Annotated in this window: 14 protein-coding genes; 3 read left to right on the forward strand and 11 right to left on the reverse strand. The window is 52.3% G+C overall.

Annotated features, from left to right (window positions below; genetic code table 11):
• Window positions 1–62 precede the first annotated feature (62 nt).
• Window positions 63–767 carry an IS6 family transposase gene (locus UM181_13410; GenBank protein ID WQC62305.1) on the forward strand — a complete coding sequence of 235 codons (705 nt, stop codon included), beginning with the start codon at window positions 63–65 and terminating at the stop codon, window positions 765–767.
• 157 nt (window positions 768–924) lie between these two features.
• Here UM181_13410 and UM181_13415 read toward each other — a convergent pair whose 3' ends face one another.
• The 9 genes from UM181_13415 to UM181_13455 all read right to left on the reverse strand — a co-directional run bounded on the left by UM181_13415 (window position 925) and on the right by UM181_13455 (window position 12,828).
• Window positions 925–1,782: a CoA ester lyase gene (locus UM181_13415; protein ID WQC62306.1), complete on the reverse strand. Its 858-nt coding sequence runs from the start codon at window positions 1,780–1,782 to the stop codon at window positions 925–927.
• A gap of 12 nt (window positions 1,783–1,794) precedes the next feature.
• Window positions 1,795–3,222, reverse strand: coding sequence for an aldehyde dehydrogenase family protein (locus UM181_13420; protein WQC62307.1), 1,428 nt, complete (start codon window positions 3,220–3,222; stop codon window positions 1,795–1,797).
• A gap of 6 nt (window positions 3,223–3,228) precedes the next feature.
• Complete coding sequence (locus UM181_13425) at window positions 3,229–3,783, reverse strand: carboxymuconolactone decarboxylase family protein (protein WQC62308.1); 555 nt, start codon at window positions 3,781–3,783, stop codon at window positions 3,229–3,231.
• A 20-nt stretch (window positions 3,784–3,803) separates the two neighbouring features.
• Window positions 3,804–4,979: an iron-containing alcohol dehydrogenase gene (locus UM181_13430; GenBank protein WQC62309.1), complete on the reverse strand. Its 1,176-nt coding sequence runs from the start codon at window positions 4,977–4,979 to the stop codon at window positions 3,804–3,806.
• A gap of 21 nt (window positions 4,980–5,000) precedes the next feature.
• Window positions 5,001–6,182 (reverse strand): aminomethyltransferase family protein, encoded by a 1,182-nt coding sequence (locus tag UM181_13435; protein WQC62310.1) that lies wholly within the window; start codon window positions 6,180–6,182, stop codon window positions 5,001–5,003.
• On the reverse strand, window positions 6,179–8,509 hold the full coding sequence (locus tag UM181_13440; protein ID WQC62311.1) for a molybdopterin guanine dinucleotide-containing S/N-oxide reductase: 2,331 nt from the start codon (window positions 8,507–8,509) through the stop codon (window positions 6,179–6,181). Before UM181_13440 ends, UM181_13435 begins: the two co-directional genes overlap by 4 nt.
• Window positions 8,510–8,520: 11 nt before the next feature.
• On the reverse strand, window positions 8,521–10,638 hold the full coding sequence (locus UM181_13445; protein ID WQC62312.1) for an ABC transporter permease subunit: 2,118 nt from the start codon (window positions 10,636–10,638) through the stop codon (window positions 8,521–8,523).
• Window positions 10,635–11,723, reverse strand: coding sequence for a betaine/proline/choline family ABC transporter ATP-binding protein (locus UM181_13450; GenBank protein WQC62313.1), 1,089 nt, complete (start codon window positions 11,721–11,723; stop codon window positions 10,635–10,637). Before UM181_13450 ends, UM181_13445 begins: the two co-directional genes overlap by 4 nt.
• A gap of 154 nt (window positions 11,724–11,877) precedes the next feature.
• Window positions 11,878–12,828, reverse strand: coding sequence for an ABC transporter substrate-binding protein (locus tag UM181_13455; GenBank protein WQC62314.1), 951 nt, complete (start codon window positions 12,826–12,828; stop codon window positions 11,878–11,880).
• Window positions 12,829–12,999: 171 nt separating this feature from the next.
• On the opposite strand from UM181_13455, the gene betI reads away from it, so the two are divergent.
• The gene (betI, locus tag UM181_13460; protein ID WQC62315.1) at window positions 13,000–13,683 is read left to right on the forward strand and encodes a transcriptional regulator BetI; all 684 of its coding nucleotides are present in this window, start codon (window positions 13,000–13,002) and stop codon (window positions 13,681–13,683) included.
• 8 nt (window positions 13,684–13,691) lie between these two features.
• On the opposite strand, the gene UM181_13465 is transcribed toward betI, so the two are convergent.
• A complete protein-coding gene (locus UM181_13465; GenBank protein ID WQC62316.1) occupies window positions 13,692–14,624 on the reverse strand; it encodes a DMT family transporter in 933 nt (310 codons plus the stop codon).
• Window positions 14,594–15,766, reverse strand: coding sequence for a mandelate racemase/muconate lactonizing enzyme family protein (locus UM181_13470; GenBank protein WQC62317.1), 1,173 nt, complete (start codon window positions 15,764–15,766; stop codon window positions 14,594–14,596). The genes UM181_13465 and UM181_13470 overlap by 31 nt, the downstream gene beginning before the upstream one ends.
• A gap of 159 nt (window positions 15,767–15,925) precedes the next feature.
• Here UM181_13470 and UM181_13475 point away from each other — a divergent pair, with 159 nt between their 5' ends.
• The gene (locus tag UM181_13475) at window positions 15,926–17,578 is read left to right on the forward strand and encodes a choline dehydrogenase (GenBank protein ID WQC62318.1); all 1,653 of its coding nucleotides are present in this window, start codon (window positions 15,926–15,928) and stop codon (window positions 17,576–17,578) included.
• Window positions 17,579–17,582: the final 4 nt, after the last annotated feature.

Genomic DNA, 17,582 nt, shown 5'->3' on the forward strand with positions numbered 1-17,582 from the left:
TGTCAGATCTTACCAGAATAAACCGTCTTGCCATACTGTCTTCGGTAATTAGCAATTAGGCTATGTCCAAGCAAATTTCATTCCGCTATTTCAAAATCTGCCCTGAGATCACCCAACTTGCAGTTATGCTTTATGTGTGGTTTCCGCTTTCACTGAGAAATGTAGAAGACCTGCTTTATGAGCGTGGAGCAGATTTAAGCTATGACTCTGTCCGGTACTGGTGGCATAGGTTTGGCTCTCAATTTGCAAACCAGATCAAAAAGAGACGAGCAGGGGGTATGCAGTCAAGCAACTGTAAGTGGCACCTTGATGAAGCCTTTGTGAAGATAATTGGTGAAAGGCATGACCTCTGGCGTGCAGTTGATCATGAGGGCGAGGTGCTAGAAAGCTACGTCACCAAAAAGAGAGACAAGAAAGCCGCGTTAAAGTTCATGAAAAAAGCCATGCGGCGCCATGGATCACCCAATGAGATCGTTACAGATAAGCTTCGGTCCTACAGCGCAGCAGCAAAAGAGCTGGGCTGTTTAGAAAAGCAAGTTACCGGGCGGTGGGCGAACAACCGAGCTGAGAATTCACATTTACCCTTCCGAAGACGAGAAAGGGCAATGCTTCGGTTTAAGCGAATTCACAGCCTCCAAAAGTTCGCCTCAACCCACGCCTCATTTTACAATCACTTCAATTCACAAAAGCCCCTCTCCAAGCGCAGTAGTTTCAAGCTAAACCGTGACGCGGCTCTCACCGAGTGGCGCTCTCTTATCGTTTCATAAAGTGCACGCTCCCTAGGCTTCTGATGCTTGAGCGAATTGGTCTAAAAGCAATATCTTCAGGCTTCTGATGCTTGGGCTACTTTGTCTGACAGCACTGCTAAGACAGTTTCCCGTAGCGTTGTGGGTGCCTATATTGAAAGGCGCTACGTTTTTAATCCTATTGTTCCAGTCTATCCGCAATCGCTGCGATCCGGTACATCTCACGCATAACCGGTTTTTCTATCAATTTGCCGTCGATCACAATCAGACCCGTATCCGCGTTCTCAAATTCGTTAATAATGCGACGGGCGCGATCAATTTGCGCAATGCTCGGTGTGAACACTTCATTCAGCGCAGCAATCTGTTTGGGATGCACGGAGCCCTTACCCGAAAAGCCCAAGTCGCGAACTTTTTTGGCCTCAACGCGCATCCCTTCAGAGTCATCAAGATCAAGGAATGGCACATCAATCACGTCTAATCCGGCGGCTGCAGCGGCATGCACCACGCGCGAGCGTGCATAGATCATCGCGTCAAATGTGTTTTGGCACCGCAGTTCAGCCGCCATATCAACGCCGCCAAAAAACATTGCATCAATTCGGTCCGAAGATTTGGCAATCTCAAACGCCGCTTCAAGCCCCTCATTGGTTTCAATAATAACGTGCAACCGCGTTGTATGGCCCGCTTCTGTTAACAATTGATCCAAAATCACCACTTCGTCTGGCGTACGCAGCTTGGGCATCATCAAGGCGGGTGGCGGGGTCTTGCTGTTTAAGACGGCGTTCACATCCTCGATCCCAAAGCGTTCGCGCATCGAGTTGATGCGTAGGATCCGCTCGACACCGTCATCGGATTGCGGGGTTTCAAACAGCGCCAAAGCTTTTTGCCGCGCTTCGGCTTTGTCTTTTGGGGCAATCCCGTCTTCAAGTTCAACGCACACGATATCTGTGCCCGAGGCCAGCGCTTTTGGGAACATGTCAGGGCGTAAGCCTGGTGTGAAAATGAAACTGCGGCGCGGGCGAATAATCCGGTTTGTCATGTCAGATGCCTTTCAGGTGATGCCATGCAGCGTTTTTGTTTCAAGATAATCTTCCAGCCCCATTGACCCGCCTTCGCGGCCATTGCCCGATTGCTTATAGCCGCCAAAGGGGGACCCGTAATTGAAGCCCCCCCCGTTGACGTGAATGGCGCCAGCGCGCAGGCGCGCGGAAACACGCTCGGCACGAGCCGCGCTGCCAGTTTGCACATAAGCGGCCAGACCGTAGGGCGTGTCATTGGCAATCGCAATCGCCTCATCTTCATTTTCAAAGGGAATGATCACCAAAACGGGACCAAATATTTCTTCCTGCGCAATCGCCATATCGTTGGAGACATCTGCAAAGATCGTTGGCTTCACATACCACCCAATTTCACAGCCTTCGGGTTTGCCGGGACCGCCTGCCAATAAGGTTGCCCCCTCGGCAAGCCCCTTATGGATCATGGCTTGCACACGTTCATATTGAATACGGTCAAAGAGAGGGCCGATATGATCACCCGCCTGCGCCGGATCCCCGACCGCCGTTGCTTCTGCCGCCCGCTTTGCGATTTTGAGCACCTCGTCATAACACGCGCGCTCGACCAAAAGCCGGGTTGGAGCATCGCAAGATTGTCCGGTGTTAAACATGCATTCACCGACCGAGGCGGTAACGCGCTCTGCAAGGTCGCAATCTGCAAAGACGAGGTTGGGTGATTTGCCACCCAGCTCAAGCGTCACCCTTTTGACGGTTTCGGCGGCATCCTGCGTGACGGCTGCCCCGGCACGCGTTGATCCGGTAAACGACATCATCTGAACATCGCGGTGACGCGACAGCGCCGAGCCAACCGTGTCTCCAAGGCCATTGATTAGGTTAAACACTCCAGCTGGATAGCCGGCCTCATGAATAATTTCTGCATAGATCATTGCGGAAATCGGCGTATGCTCGGAAGGTTTTAAAATACAGGTACAGCCCGTGGCCAGTGCCGGAATAACCTTAAGCGCGATCTGATTCATCGGCCAATTCCAAGGCGTAATCAGCCCACAAACGCCAATCGGTTCGCGTATCAAAATATCGCTATTGGATAAAACGGAGCGCTCTTCAAGCGTTTCAAGCGCCTCTATGAAGCCAATAAGATGGCCAATCGCGGCATCGGCCTGCGCGTCGCGCGCCATGCTAATCGGGGCGCCCATCTCTATGCGCATCGCCTGTGCAAGATCCTCGAACCTCTTTTCAGTGACAGCTTTCAACGCTTTGAGAAGCGCCAAGCGATCGGCTTTGCTGGTTAAAGAAAAGCTATCAAAGGCAGATTTTGCGGCGGCGACCGCGCTGTCCACATCCGCTGAATTGCCCAAGGCGACCGTTCCAATTTGTTCTTCCGTGGCAGGATTCAGAACTGGCATTGAGGCTTCTGAGATTGGGTTAACCCACTGCCCAGAGATATAAAAGTTTGAAAGGTTTTTCATCTGATTTTATCCCGATTTTTTCCAGGCGTAGTGTTCATATTGCTTATCAATAGGTGTACGTACCAAATGGTTGACGTAGTTGCTGATCGTTTTTTGAGCCAAGCCCAGCACAACCTCCAACAAATTCTGATGAGTGAAACCGGCGCTTAGGAACTTTGAGATTTCAGAGTCACCTGCGTGCCCATGATTGCGCAACAACAGCAAAGTAAAATCGCGTAAAGCTTCGAGCTGGGCCGTGGGAAGAGCTTTTTCGTTGCGCAGAGCATTTGATATCGCCTTATCAATCTTCATAGCCTTGGCCATGTAAGTATGCGCTGGAACACAGAAATGACATTGATTTTCGACATTGATGCTCTGCCAAACCACAGTTTTTTCTTCATTCGTAAAGCTTGTGGCCATGAATACTTTGTGCAGTGCAGCATATGCTGTCAGCGTTTCTGGAGAATCTGCGGTTACGGCGTAAAACCCATTTGGCCCCGAATGCTCACGCAATTGCCGCAAGAGTGGTTTGCTTTTCTCTGGGGCTGTTTCAACATCGTGCTTTTGGAATGCGCTGTACATTATTCGGTTTTTTCCTTCCCTTAGCGTGCTTTAGCCAAAGCGCTTTCTACCAAAAGCTCCATTTCGGCGCGGCTCGCGGTTCTGGGGTTTGTACCTGCCGCGCTATCTTGCATTGCCTTTTCAGCGATGCGGCTGGCACAATCTGCGGGCACCCCGATTTCACTTAAAGAACGTGGGATATTGATATCGTTAAGAAGGCGCTCAACCTCTATAATGAAGGCGTCAACTGATGCATCTGTGAGGCCCATGGCATCCGCCATACGCTTTACCTTGTGCTCCATACCCGGCAAGTTGAACCGCAGAATAACTGGCAATATGATTGCGTTGGTGAGCCCGTGCTGTGTATTGAATTCAGCCCCCACCATGTGCGAGATCGCGTGCACATGTCCCAAGCCTTTTTGGAAAGCGATCCCGGCAAGGCAAGATCCGACAAGCATGCCACCACGCGCGGCCATGTTCTCCGGCGCGCGTACTGCCACCGGTAACCATTTTGCGACCAGAGCCAGCCCTTCCAGTGCAAGGCCATCACACAGTGGATGAAAACCCGGCACGCAATAGGCCTCAATTGCATGCACCATGGCATCCGCGCCGGTCCAGGCGGTCAGATTGCCAGGCAGGCCAAGGGTCAGTTCTGGGTCAAGCAGCGCCAAAGATGGTTTCAATTGCGGATGGTAGATGCAGAATTTCATGCCTTTACCCGTATGGGTGACCATCGCCGTACTTTCAGTTTCGGCGCCAGTTCCGGCCGTGGTCGGAATGGTGATCAGCGTTGGAAACGCTTGATCAGGGCCAATATCTGCCGGCTCGGATTCCCATTCAAACTCCCAAAGATCTCTGTCATTTCTGGCGGTAAGGCAGATGGCCTTGCCTCCATCCATCGCACTGCCGCCTCCAATCGCAATGATCGCATCGTGATTGCCCGAGCGGAATTTATCGCGCCCGGCGCCAATTTCATCATCGCGCGGGTTTGGCGATATTTCCGAAAACAAGCCAGCGGACACGCCTGCGTCAGACAAAACCCTCTGCAACCTTGAAATGAAAGGCAAATCTCGGCTGCCTTTATCGGTGACGATCAAGGGGTTTTTCAGCCCCAGCGCCGCGCAGTGTTGTCCAATTTCCCCCAGACGGCCCGGCCCATACGCGATGGGTATTGGGAAGGTCCAATCCTGTGGTTCCAAAATGTTGGCGTCAGTCATGCTATCTACTGCTTTCATTGATCAGTTCGCAGGGCGTTCCGGGATAGAACGATCCAGCCCGCGTACAATTTTTTTGTCTGGGTCAAAAAATGGCGGTTGAACGATTTGAGCGTCGTGTAGGCTGCCGTCAGGCAAGCGCATAGCGAGGGTTCTGCCGACCCAATCGCCGCGCGTGTTAAAATGCACATAGCCAACGCCAAGGCCCAGCGTTGGAGAGGGGATCCCTGCGGTAATGCGCCCAACCTCGCGGCCACCGTCGAAAATCAGCGCGCCTGCAGCCGGGGTTTTTGTGCTACATGTCACCCCAAAGAGGCAGCAGTGCCTTTCTTTCGTCAAAAGCGCAGTTCGACCGATGAATTCGCCTTTGTCCATGTTAACGAAAGGTGCCAAGCCAGCCTCAAACGGCGTCATATCCGGCGTGATATCGGTGCCATTTCCAAGAATACCGCCTTCGATCCTGCGGATGGTCAAGGCGTGGGTGGATGAAAACTCCATGCCATGCGGCGCGCCGCAATCCATCAGATGATCCCAAAGCGCCAGATGATCCGTCTGCGCCCCGTTGCTGTAAATTTCATAGCCAAGTTCATTGGTGAAACCGGTGCGTGAGACATAGAGCGTTTGACCGCCCAAGTCATAATATCCGGAACGAAAATATTTCATTGTAACGTCAATCGCCCCGTTTGAGGCGGCCGTCATGACCGCCATCGAGGCCGGCCCTTGAATTTGCAACACGCGACTGCGCGGGTCCCGTATGGTGACGTCTAAGCCCTCGGAATGCGCCACCAACCAAGCTTCCATTGGGCCATCGGCCTGCACATACCAAAACCGGTCTTCAGCCAACCGAAACATTACCCCATCCATAAAGATGCCGCCTTGCGGGGTGCAGGCAATTGCGTAATATCCGCGGCCTTCGGTCATTGTTGCAATCTTTCGAGCAAATACTTTTTCTAGAAAAGGAACGGCATCCGGCCCGAAGATTTCGATCGGCTTTTCAGGCACGTCAAAAATAAGCGCCTTTTGACGCAGACACCAATATTTATCGAGATAATCTTCACCCATATAAATTGTGAAGAACCGCCCTGCATAAACCCCTTTCACCATTTCTGGTCGGCGTGTGCGTTCGATAAATGGAGATTCCTCAAAACGGCGGGCGCTTATAGCGATATTGTTATGCAAATCAGAGGCTTCTTGAAGATTGCTCATGTCTTCTCCATTCGATCGTTATCTGGGCTGGGGCGTAGGATGGTGGGCGGCGCATGTGCCGTGACAGATGGCGCTGAGCCTGTGAACAGTTCAACCTCGATCAGGCAGGAATGGGCGCTGGGGCCTTGCCCCAGTTTTGATGTGCCCTTGTCACGGGTCAGCACGTTGGGGTTGCCATGTTTGCACAAACCGGTTTCATCTGGATCATACCAGGCACCGGTGCTCATCTGAACAACTGCAGGGCGCATGGTGGGGTCAACCACAATGCCTGCCAGGCAGGCACCGCGATCGTTAAACGCGCGCACGAGATCCCCGGTTTTAAGCCCGCGCATATCGGCATCCTCAGGGTGCATGTGCAATGGTTCGCGGCCTCCAACTTTATGGGCCTTGCTGACAGAACCATGATCGAGCTGGGAGTGTAATTTTCCCTTTGGCTGGTTTGATATCAGATGAAGTGGATAGTCAGCCCTATTGCCCAACCATTCATAGGGTTCCTGCCAAAGCGGATGTCCGGGGCAATCGGCGTAGCCAAAATCTGCAACCGTTTTTGAAAAGATTTCAATTTTACCGCTAGGCGTGGTCAGCGGATTTGCCGCAGGATCGGCGCGAAAATCCTCTAACATGACGGTGGGGTGCGCAGGCTCTGCAAGTTTGAACCAGCCCTTATCAAGAATACGGTCATACTCGGGCATCTCAACGCCGTCTTGATAAGCTCGAGTGATGGTTTGTTCGTATATTTGCCTCTGCCAATCAGCAGCGCTACGCCCTTCGGTGAAAGCCTCTGCAACACCCATGGCCTCAGCAATATTGGCAAAAATCTCATAATCGTCGCGGGCCTGCGCAAAGGGTTCTGTCAGTTTCGCCATGGCGACCACATAGGGGTCGCGCGGGGTTATCGCGATATCGGCCCGTTCCATCGGCGTGGTGCAGGGCAGCACGATATCAGCGTGTTTGGCAAGTGAATTCCAGCACCACTCATTGACGATGATCGTGTCTGGCCTTTGCCAAGCCTGCATCATCAGGTTCAGGTCTTGATGATGGTGAAAAGGATTGCCTCCGGCCCACCACACCAGTTTAATATCAGGATATGTGTACTCTACCCCGTCAAAATCGAAGGGCCGACCCGGGTTAAGCAGCAAGTCAGTGATACGGGCCACTGGAATAAAGTTTTCAATTGGATTTTTTCCCTGTGGAAGAGATGCTCCGGAAATGCTTTTGAATTTGCCCCCGATGTAATTCATTGCGCTGTAACCAAATCCAAACCCGCCACCAAGCAAACCGATCTGGCCGAGCATTGAGGCCAATGTTATACCCATCCAGAAGGGTTGCTCACCATGGTCTTGACGCGTGAGCGACCAACTGAGTGAAATCATCGTGCGCTGGGCTGCCATGCGGCGGGCCAATGCGCGGATCGTCTCTGCAGGAATTTCACAAATCTTAGCTGCCCAATCCGCGGTTTTTGCGATGCCGTCGGGCTCGCCCATCAAATAAGGCAGAAAGGCTTCAAATCCCTGCGTGTAACGATCCAAAAAGGCCTGATCCGTAAGCCCTTCGATCTGCAAAGTATGCGCTAGCCCCAGCATCATCGCCACATCCGTATTAGGGCGCAGGGGCACCCATTCAGCGTCAACATCTTCAAGCATGTCAGATTTTATGGGGCTGACATTGATAATCTCGATCCCCGCGCTGCCTGCGGCCAACAAGGCTTCGCGCTGAATATGACAGCCGGTGCCGCCTTGACTGATCTGACCGTTTTTCAGCGGCACGCCTCCGAAACAGACGAAAAGCTGCGTGTGGTCCCTGATCACTTCCCAACTTGTACAGGTGTCCAGATACGCGCGAAAGCTGCCCAGGATATGCGGCACCATGGCCTCAGCAGCGGCGAAACTATAGGTGAATTTTGAACTGGTAAAGCCGCCGATGCAGTTCAAGAACCGCTTGAGTTGACTTTGGGCATGATGAAACCGGCCGGCGCTTGCCCAGCCGTAAGAGCCGCCATAGATCGCCTGATTGCCAAAGTCGCGGCGTACCCGCGTAAGCTCATCCGCAACCAGACGGTTCGCATCCGCCCAGCTTACGGCCACGAACGGCTCGCGCCCGCGCAAGTCGGTGCTATGGCCAGCTTTGCCCTCTAACCAGCTTTTGCGTATCATAGGCATATCTATGCGCATTGGCCCATGCTGCACATCCAAAATGCCTGGCCCGATGGGCGAGGGGTCTTGGTCATGCTCAAAGGGTAGCAGCTCTTGCACGCGGCCATTCGCGACCTTGGCGCGATAGGTGCCCCAATGCGTACTTGTCAGGGGCAGGGCAGGTGTTTTTACCATAGCGCTAACCTTCAGCTGGCTGGGTTTGATGTGTAGCGTTCCTGCAGCTTGACGCTCCAGGCAGCGGTCATTCGGTCTGCGATGATTGCGATAATCGCCATGCCAATCCCGGCGGTCATACCAACGCCAAAATCACCATCTCCCAGCCCGATATAGACTTGTTGACCCAGGCCGCTGGTGCCCACTAAGGCCGCGATAACCAGCATAGAAATCCCGAACATGATTGTCTGATTAAGGCCCAGCATCATTTCGGGAAGAGCCAAGGGAATCTTTACCCGCCACAATAATTGCCAACGGGTGCAGCCCATGCAAGTGGCCGCTTCAACCACCTCATGTGGTACGCTTCGCAATCCATGCTCAGCATACCGGATTGCAGGGACCATGGCATAAGCCATCACGGCCAGGAGGGCTGTGAACTCGCCAATTTTGAAGATCATTACAAAAGGGATCAGCAGCACAAAGAGTGGCATGGTTTGCAGCGTGTCATTAATGGGCTGCAAAACCCGCGAAACAGATTTGAATTCAGAGGCCAAAATACCCAGTGCAGAGCCAAGGGTGAATGACAAAACGACGCCAATGCCGCAGAGATAAACACTCAGTAAGGTCTGCGGCCAGATGCCTGACAGTAACAGATAGGCGAGCCCGATTAAAACGGACAAAGCCAGCTTTGGACCAGATAATTGCAAGCACACAAAAGCCATAATCAACCAGAGCGCAGGCCATGGCATGCGGGTCAATCCAAAAAACAGCATAATCGCCAGCAATCCAATCACCACCGCAAGTCTCTGCCGTCTTCGCAGCCCTGCAAGCGCCATCAATGCCAGTGCCGTCAAAGCATAACCGGCCTTCAATGCGGGGGTAAATGTGAACCCCCAAGAAAAGGGCGAAATCACCTGCTCTAACCCCATTTTGATTGGAAGCATTAGGTAAAAGAACGCCCAAGTTTTAATCAGCGCAATCCAGGCTGCATATTCAATGATGATATAATCGATCGCGTTGTTTAAAGGGCCAGAAGGGTCGTAGACCCAAGACTTTGGATAGGTTTGAAGTGGTGGCAAAATAAGGCTAATAAAATAAAGGCATAAGGCGCCCGTAACGGCGGTTAAAGTGAATTGGTGACGCCAGTAAAACGGTTCGGAAACAAGGTTCGTTTCCTTTGGTTTTCGATTTGCAAACCCCGCCGTTATGCGATCCATAACCATGGCCATCAAGGCAATCACCACGCCTGCCACCAAGCTTTCACCAAACCGTGCCTTGCGCATCGCCGATAAAACTTCCCAGCCAATATCGGAGGCCCCACCAATAATTGACGCAATGATCACCATTGAAAACGCCGCCATCGTGGTCTGGTTAATCCCTAACATAATTTGTCTTGCTGCGCTTGGTACGCGCACCCGAAAGAACAATTGGGTCGCGGTGGCCCCCGACATCAAACCAGATTCGATCACTTCCGGCGCAACCCGGCGTAGACCAAGCAGCGTGTTGCGTACCATTGGAGGGAAGGCATATAAGATGCCCGCAATCAGCCCCACCACGACGCCAAAGCCAAATAGCAGCAGGATAGGAAGCAAATAGGCAAAGGCTGGAATAGTTTGTAGCGCATCTAAGGTGACCATGATGGCACGTTCCGCGCGCGGATAGAAAAACCCTGCGGTTCCGATGGCAAACCCAATCAACACGGCCAGCGGCACCGATACCACCACCAAAGCGAGCGAATTCATCGACTCAATCCAAAGCCCCACAATCAGCATGTAACTGACAGAAAAAGCTGTAAAAACGGCAAGCTTCCACCCTGATGCCGCATAAGCAATACTCACCAATATAAAGACTGAGACGGACCAGGGCAGCCAGGTTAAAACGCTGCGCACCGCATCCATAGGCACGTCAAGGCCCATAGAAACTGTACGAAAAAATGCCCCTGTTGCCTCTACGACCCACGTCATCATGGTGTTTAGAACCAATACGATCGGCATAACCCATTCGTCGGGAAAGACGATCAGCCATGGGGCCGCGTCGCGCAGGGCCAACAAGCCTAAGGTCACAGCCAGTATCGCAAACCAAAGAAGCAAGGAAAAACGCCCTGCCGGCTTTTGAGAGTGTTTGACGGCATCCGTTTCGGCGCGCATCATCCGGCCTCCTGCTGCCGCGTGGTATCAGGTTTAACTTCTGAACCCTTCGACAAAGCACATACCACCGAGGTCGGGGTAACAACGCCGATGGGGTTCCCATTCTGGGCAACCGCAACGCCGTCGCGATGAATTGCCAGATGGCAAAGCAGATCTTCAACGCAAACCGTTTCTTGCACTTCAAACATGCCCGCTTGCACCGTTGCGGTATCGTCGATCACATCGCGCGCCAACAACACGCGCGCCAAAGGTACATCACTGGTAAATTCGGCCACGTAGTCATCTGCCGGATTGATGATCAATTCAGCGGGTGTACCGATCTGAACAACCATGCCATCGCGCATGATCATCATTCGGTCGGCAATGCGCAGCGCCTCTAGAAAATCATGCGTGATGAAGACGATGGATTTTTTCAACGTGGATTGGATCCGCAGAAATTCATCTTGCATCTGGCGCCGGATCAACGGATCAAGCGCGGAAAATGGCTCGTCTAGAAACCACAGCTCTGGCTCTACCGCCAAGGAACGCGCAATCCCCACCCGTTGTTGCTGCCCCCCGGAAAGTTGCCGCGGAAAACTTTTTTCGCGCCCTTCCAGCCCAACCAGCTCAATCACCCGCGCTGTTTTTTCGTGCTGCTCTTTGGCCGACAAGCCTTGCAGGCTAAGAGGAAATGAGATGTTTTCTGCCACAGATAGATGCGGAAGCAAACCGAAGCTTTGAAAAACCATACCCATTTTGTGACGGCGGATATCGATCAGCTCAGACTTGTTTTTCTTAAGCAGATCTTCGCCATCGAGTAAAATTTCCCCGCGGGTCGGCTCGACAAGGCGCGACAGGCAGCGCACCATCGTGGATTTACCAGAACCGGACAGGCCCATAATAACAAAAATCTCACCCTCATTCACGTCGAAAGAAACATCTGCAGCCGCTGGGATTGCGCCGTTCTGCCTTATTTTATCAACCAATTCTGGGATGTTATCGCTGGCGAGGCCGGTGGGGTGATCAAAATAAGAATTGGGAGTGTTGCCGTATATTTTCCACACATTTCGACAGGCGATTTTAACGGTGGCTTCGCTCTTTTGTGTCATGCTCCCCCCCTTTAGATGCGCCAGAGCAGTCCGGCGCCTCTGGCCTGTTTTAACGTGGCCCGCACATCATATCAGAACTTTTTGTTATGGTTAAGTTGTGAAACGGGGCGGTGGAATGAGACCGCCCCGTTTGAATGTTCAGCTGCCAGCAGGATCAACTGCCTGCGGCAACCCAAGGCTTCCAAGTGGCTTCATTGTTCACCATCCACTCTGCGATCACCTCTTCAAGTTCACGTTTGTTGAAATCGATTTCTAAAAGAAGCGAATTCTGCATAGCATTGTCGATGGACAAAGCTTCTATGATTTTGAAGGCGCCGGGCCAGGTGGTTTCAAAGTCACGCGACACGATTTTAGAGATATTGGCCTGCTTGAAGCCGCAATCGCCTGTTTTGTCGGGGTAAATGCCGGGTTCAGGGTTGGTGTCGCAATCTTCGGTATAGCCGGGGAATTGAACCCAGTCAAAATCCATTTCTGAGTGAACCCAATGCGGCTCCCAAAACATCACCAACATGGGGGATTGTGTCTTATAGGCGGCCTGCATTTCGGCAATCATAGCGCCTTCTGATCCGCCGGCAATCGGTTCAAATGGTAAGCCCGCGCTGTTGACCAAATCCTTGGAGCGCGTGCCCCAATCGGCGGGATAGGTTATTAAACGTCCCTTGGGGAACGTTTCAGCCGCGGCAAAAAGCTGCGAGCAGGCGATCAGTGCGTTCACATCTGGTAATCCGGGGCATTGTGCGTTCATGTAGCTTGGATACATCCAGCTTTCTGTTGGCTCAAGCCCTGTTGAGCCCAAGACGACAATATCGCCATTGGCAACAGAATTGGGGTAAATGTCTCCCACGTTATTGCCCCATGTTTCGGGCTGCAGATGTAGATTTCCCTGCGCAATGGCGGCAAATTGCGGCACCGCGCCGGCGGTAACATATTCGACAGTATATCCTGCAGCTTGCAAAACGCTGCCCGAGATATGCGCCGACACATGCTGTCCTGTCCATTCATTGACGGCGATTTTAATTGGATCGCTGCTATCGGCAGCGGCGCTGCTAACCAATCCAAGCATGGCAAAGCCAAGAACGCTGGTTACTTTACTAATCTGTTGCATGGTTTCTCCCTTTGATTGTCGACGTTCCACCGTTGGTGGCCGCCCCTTTTCTTTCTTATTGTAGATAAAACTTACCATTAGAAAGTTTTTTATGTCAATGGTTGTGTTTTTCAGGTTTTTCGTCAAAACTATGGCAATAATAACAATGTAGATTTCTGAGGGTGCTCCCATATGCGAACCAGTTCCATCCGAGCTATTAGACGCGTCGAACTGTCTCGTGCTGCCTTTGAGGCGGTGATTCGATACGGTTTGCGAAAAACTACATTGGAAAAAGTTGGCGATATTGCGGGTGTTTCAAAAGGTGTGGTGCTGCACCATTTTAAAGATAAAAGTGCTTTGCTTGAAGCCGTTTTTCGAAGATCAAACACGTTGCTCAGCGGATCTGTTGTTGAATTATACCGCTATGCCGAAACCCCGTATGAACGGCTCTGGGCGATTATCGTCGCCAATTTTTTTGAAACTATTTTTAACCGTCAAGTGTGCCAAGCTTGGGTGTCTCTGATTTCTGAAGTGCCCCATAATACAGACTGCCAGCGCGTTCAGATTGCCAATAATGAACGCATCAGAAGCAACTTGATGCATGAGTTGAAACATTTTTTGCCAGAACAGGAGGCCGAGCAGGTGGCGCGCCATCTTGGGGTTCATATTGATGGCATTTGGGTGCGCGCTGGCCTGTTGCCGCACCCTGTCGAAACCAATATGGCCATATCGGAAATGCAATTTGCCATCGAAAAAATGCTGCCTTTGGATGAAATAAGCGCCATCAAGCATAAAGAGGCCCGCAAGAAGATTAAGTCAGTTGCAGATATTGCGCTGGGCTCTAAGGCTTTTAAAGAAAAATTCCTGCAAGTTTAGAGCGCCGTTTAATCAATGGGATGGAGATTTCGACGCGGGCGACGGAGCGCCAAAAGTGGTTCCAGCATGCTCGCCCCGGCGATAAGCAAAACGCCCGTAAGTTCACGGATACCAAAGGGTTCGCCAGCTAAAAGCGCTACCGAAATTGCCCCAACGACGATTTCGGTCATGAATAATAGGCCAACGATACCTGGGCTTAGATATTTTGGCCCCCAAAGCGAGGCATAGGTGCCGGGCAAAACCAGAAGAGCCATGAAAATCAGTAGCAATGGCAGCGCCGGTAAAGCCTGCTCAACTTTTGGTATATAAGCGGGGGCCAGTAAAAAGGCAGCGCTTGCCGAAAAGATCAGCGACCACTGAAAAAAACCGGCCGTCAACTCGATGGCTGAATGGCTTTCAGACATGCGCAGGCGCACCGTCGCTATCGCCCAAAGAACCCCCGAGGCAATACCAAGCCAATCCCCTATATTTTGCGGGATGGGAAACCGCGCGCCCAGGCCAAAAATGGTCAACATGCCTAGAATGGCCATCGCCATAGCAAGTATGCGGCTTGGGCTGATCGCATCGTTTAGAAAGATCCGTGCCAATATCGTCGCCCATATCGGCGTGAGATAAAACAGCAGCATGGCCCGCACCACATCCGTGTATACGATTGACGTTGAGTAAAGCAGCAATGCTCCGCCCGATAACATTGCGGTTAGTTGCAATGAAAGCCCACCCTTTTTGACATGCTTCCATCGCTTTAGGGTAACGGGAGTAATGCAGATTGTCGGTATAAGAAAATAAACAACGGTGATCCAAAGACCGTGAATCCCTGCGTCTTCGAGAGCCCTTAGGGGAATCCAGAATAATCCCCACACAGCGCCTGCATAAAGGCAGGCAAGTTTCGCTTTGACTTCAAGGGATGCGTTCAACAGGTTGCCTCCGCAAGGCTCAGGCAAGTGGATTGATGATGCTCACTCAGAGTGTGCAGAGCCGATACATTAAGGTCAACACCAATCCCCGGCTTATATGAAAGATGGGCATACTCTCCTTCCAGATGGAACGCTTTAAGCGCAAATTTTTCGCCATATGGGATATATGCGGGATATATTTCGGCCAGTTCAGCGTTGGGGATTGACGCGCAAACATGGAGCATCGCCGCGGCCGCAACAGTCATAGAACTCGAGCAATGTGGCGAGATCTGAACGCCTTGCTGCTTGGCCAGTTCTACAAGCTCAAGCAGGTCCAAAATTCCCCCTACTGCGGCTATGTCAGGGTTTAGAATATCGGCGGCACCTGCAGCCAGTACGGCACGAAAATGTGCCAAACCGCAATGTTTTTCACCCGTCACACCGCGCAGCCCCGTGTCTTTGCGGATCTGAGCAAGGGCCTGACTGTCGTTTCCGTCGATGGGTTCTTCAAACCAATAGGCATGCGCGGGTTTGATTGCCTGTGCGATCTGTATCGCGGCGTCGGCATTGCCTTGAGCATCCAAATCAACCAGAAGCGCAATGTCATCGCCGATCGCGGCGTCCTGCGCCGCGTGGTTCAGCATGGGGTGGATTCTGATCGCCCTATACTCTTGAGCAACAAGATCCGTTGCGCGTGTTTCAAACGAAGCGACACCCCATTGCGTGGCGCTCCGGATATTTCCATGAATCGGAATGGCGCGGTTGTGATCGCCGCCCAATAAGTCGCAGAGCGGTGCGTTCAAAAGTTTGCCTGATATATCCCATAAGGCCATTTTTAACGCGCTACTCGCGGCGCTAAACTTCAAGCGCAGATGGTGCGCGGCAGCCTGCTTTGCCAGATCAAGAAATGCCCAAGGTGAAATAGATTTTAGTTTGTTTGCCGATCGACCCAGTGCATGAATGATTTCTGCAACCGCTTTTTTACGATAGGGCAGCACAAAAGCTTCACCCCAGCCATATATTCCGTCTTTCGTGGTGAGGCGAACGAATAAGCATGGTTTTACGTGCCCCCATTCATCGCCCCCCATTTCGGGAGCGGTAATCCAAGTTTCCAAACGCAACAAGGCAACCGGGCCGAAATTTAGTCCGGTCGGAATTTTTACAGATGCTAAAGCCGAGTTGAGTTGCACCAACGTCTCCAGTCAGTATTCAATTTTTACTAACCTTTGGTCAGTATATTGTCAAACGGTAAGTATATCTTTAAAAGAAAAGTTAACAAAACGTCCACGCAGGCGGTTCAAGAATCAAACAAGGCGTGGATTGGGCGAAATTTTGCGGAGAATGTCGAAATGGAATTCGATTACATCATTATAGGGGCAGGATCGGCTGGTTGTGTTTTGGCCAATCACCTCAGCAGTGATGCACGCAATCGGGTTTTGTTGATTGAGGCCGGCCGTGATACGGGCGCGCTTTCCCTCAAAATGCCGGCGGCCGTGTTGTCAAACCTGACCAGCACAACGCATAATTGGGCGTTTCAAGGTGAGCCTGAGCCCGGGTTGGATGGCCGCGTTATTCAACATGACCGCGGCAAAACAATTGGTGGGTCGTCATCGATTAATGGCATGGTCTTCATCCGCGGGCATGCGTTGGATTATGATGGGTGGCAGCAGGCCGGATGCCCCGGTTGGGGGTACGCAGATGTTCTGCCATATTTCAAACGCATGGAAAACTATGGCGGCGGCGGGGATGCGTTCCGCGGCGCAGGTGGTCCGCTTCACGTGCACCGCGCGGATCCTCAGGATCCAATCACGCTGGCCTTTATCAAAGCGGGCCAAGAGGCTGGATACCCCATAACAAACGATGTGAGCGGCTATTGTCAGGAAGGTTTCGGCGTCTCGGATCGCACCGTTTTTAAGGGCGAGCGCTGGAGCACCGCGAGGGCGTATCTTGATCCCGTGCGCAAGCGATCAAACCTGACCATACTGACGCGGGCGCTGGTGCAGAAAATTAATTTTGACGGTACCAAAGCCGTGGCAGTGACCTATAAAACCGGCGCTGGCATCTTGCGCAGCGCCCATGTTCGAAAAGAGATTATTCTGAGCGCGGGCGCCGTTGGGTCGCCGCAGATTCTCATGCTTTCAGGTATCGGTCCGGTTGGGCATCTTCGAGATATGGGGTTGGACGTTCTGAGTGATCTTCCAGGTGTTGGCCAAAACCTGAATGATCATCCTGATTTCGTGCTGAAGTATAAATGCAAGCAGCCCGTTTCGTTTTGGCCCAAGACAAAGCCGCTGGCCAAACTAGGGGCCGGGATTCAATGGATGATGACACGCGGCGGCATCGTCGCCTCTAACCTGTTTGAAGGTCTGGGCTGTGTCCGCTCGGGGCCGGGCGTGGACTATCCGGATTTGCAGATCATCATTTCGCCGATTGCGGTCGATGATAGAACATGGGCGCCGCTTCAAGAGCATGCCTTTCAAATTCATGTTGGGCTGATGCGGGCGCATAGCCGCGGCAAAATAGAGCTGCGCTCTTCCGATCCTAGCGATCCGCCGCGCATCTTGGTGAACTATCTCAAAGACGCGCGCGACCGAGATCTTATGCGCAAAGGTATCCGCTTGGTCCGAGAGCTTGTTGAGCAACCTGCCTTTTCCGATCTTAAAGGGGATGAGATTTTTCCGGGCTCTGACATCCATTCAGACGATGAGCTCGATCAGGTTCTGACATCTCATACGACAACACAATGGCACCTGTCCTGCACGGCCCGGATGGGGGCAGCGACGGATAAGGGGGCCGTAGTGGATGCGCGCGGGCGGGTGCATGGTGTGTCTGGGCTGCGGGTGGTCGATGCCTCTATCATGCCGTTTGTAACCAACGGGAATACAAATGCGCCCACCATCATGCTGGCCGAAAAACTCAGCGATGATATTTTGGGTCGCGCGCCCTTGCCGCGGATTGATGCGGATCTGTGGCAAAATGCAGAGTTTGCGCCATGCCCATAAGCAA

It is taken from the genome of Alphaproteobacteria bacterium US3C007 (assembly GCA_034423775.1).
In the GTDB taxonomy this organism is placed as follows: domain Bacteria; phylum Pseudomonadota; class Alphaproteobacteria; order Rhodobacterales; family Rhodobacteraceae; genus Thalassovivens; species Thalassovivens spotae.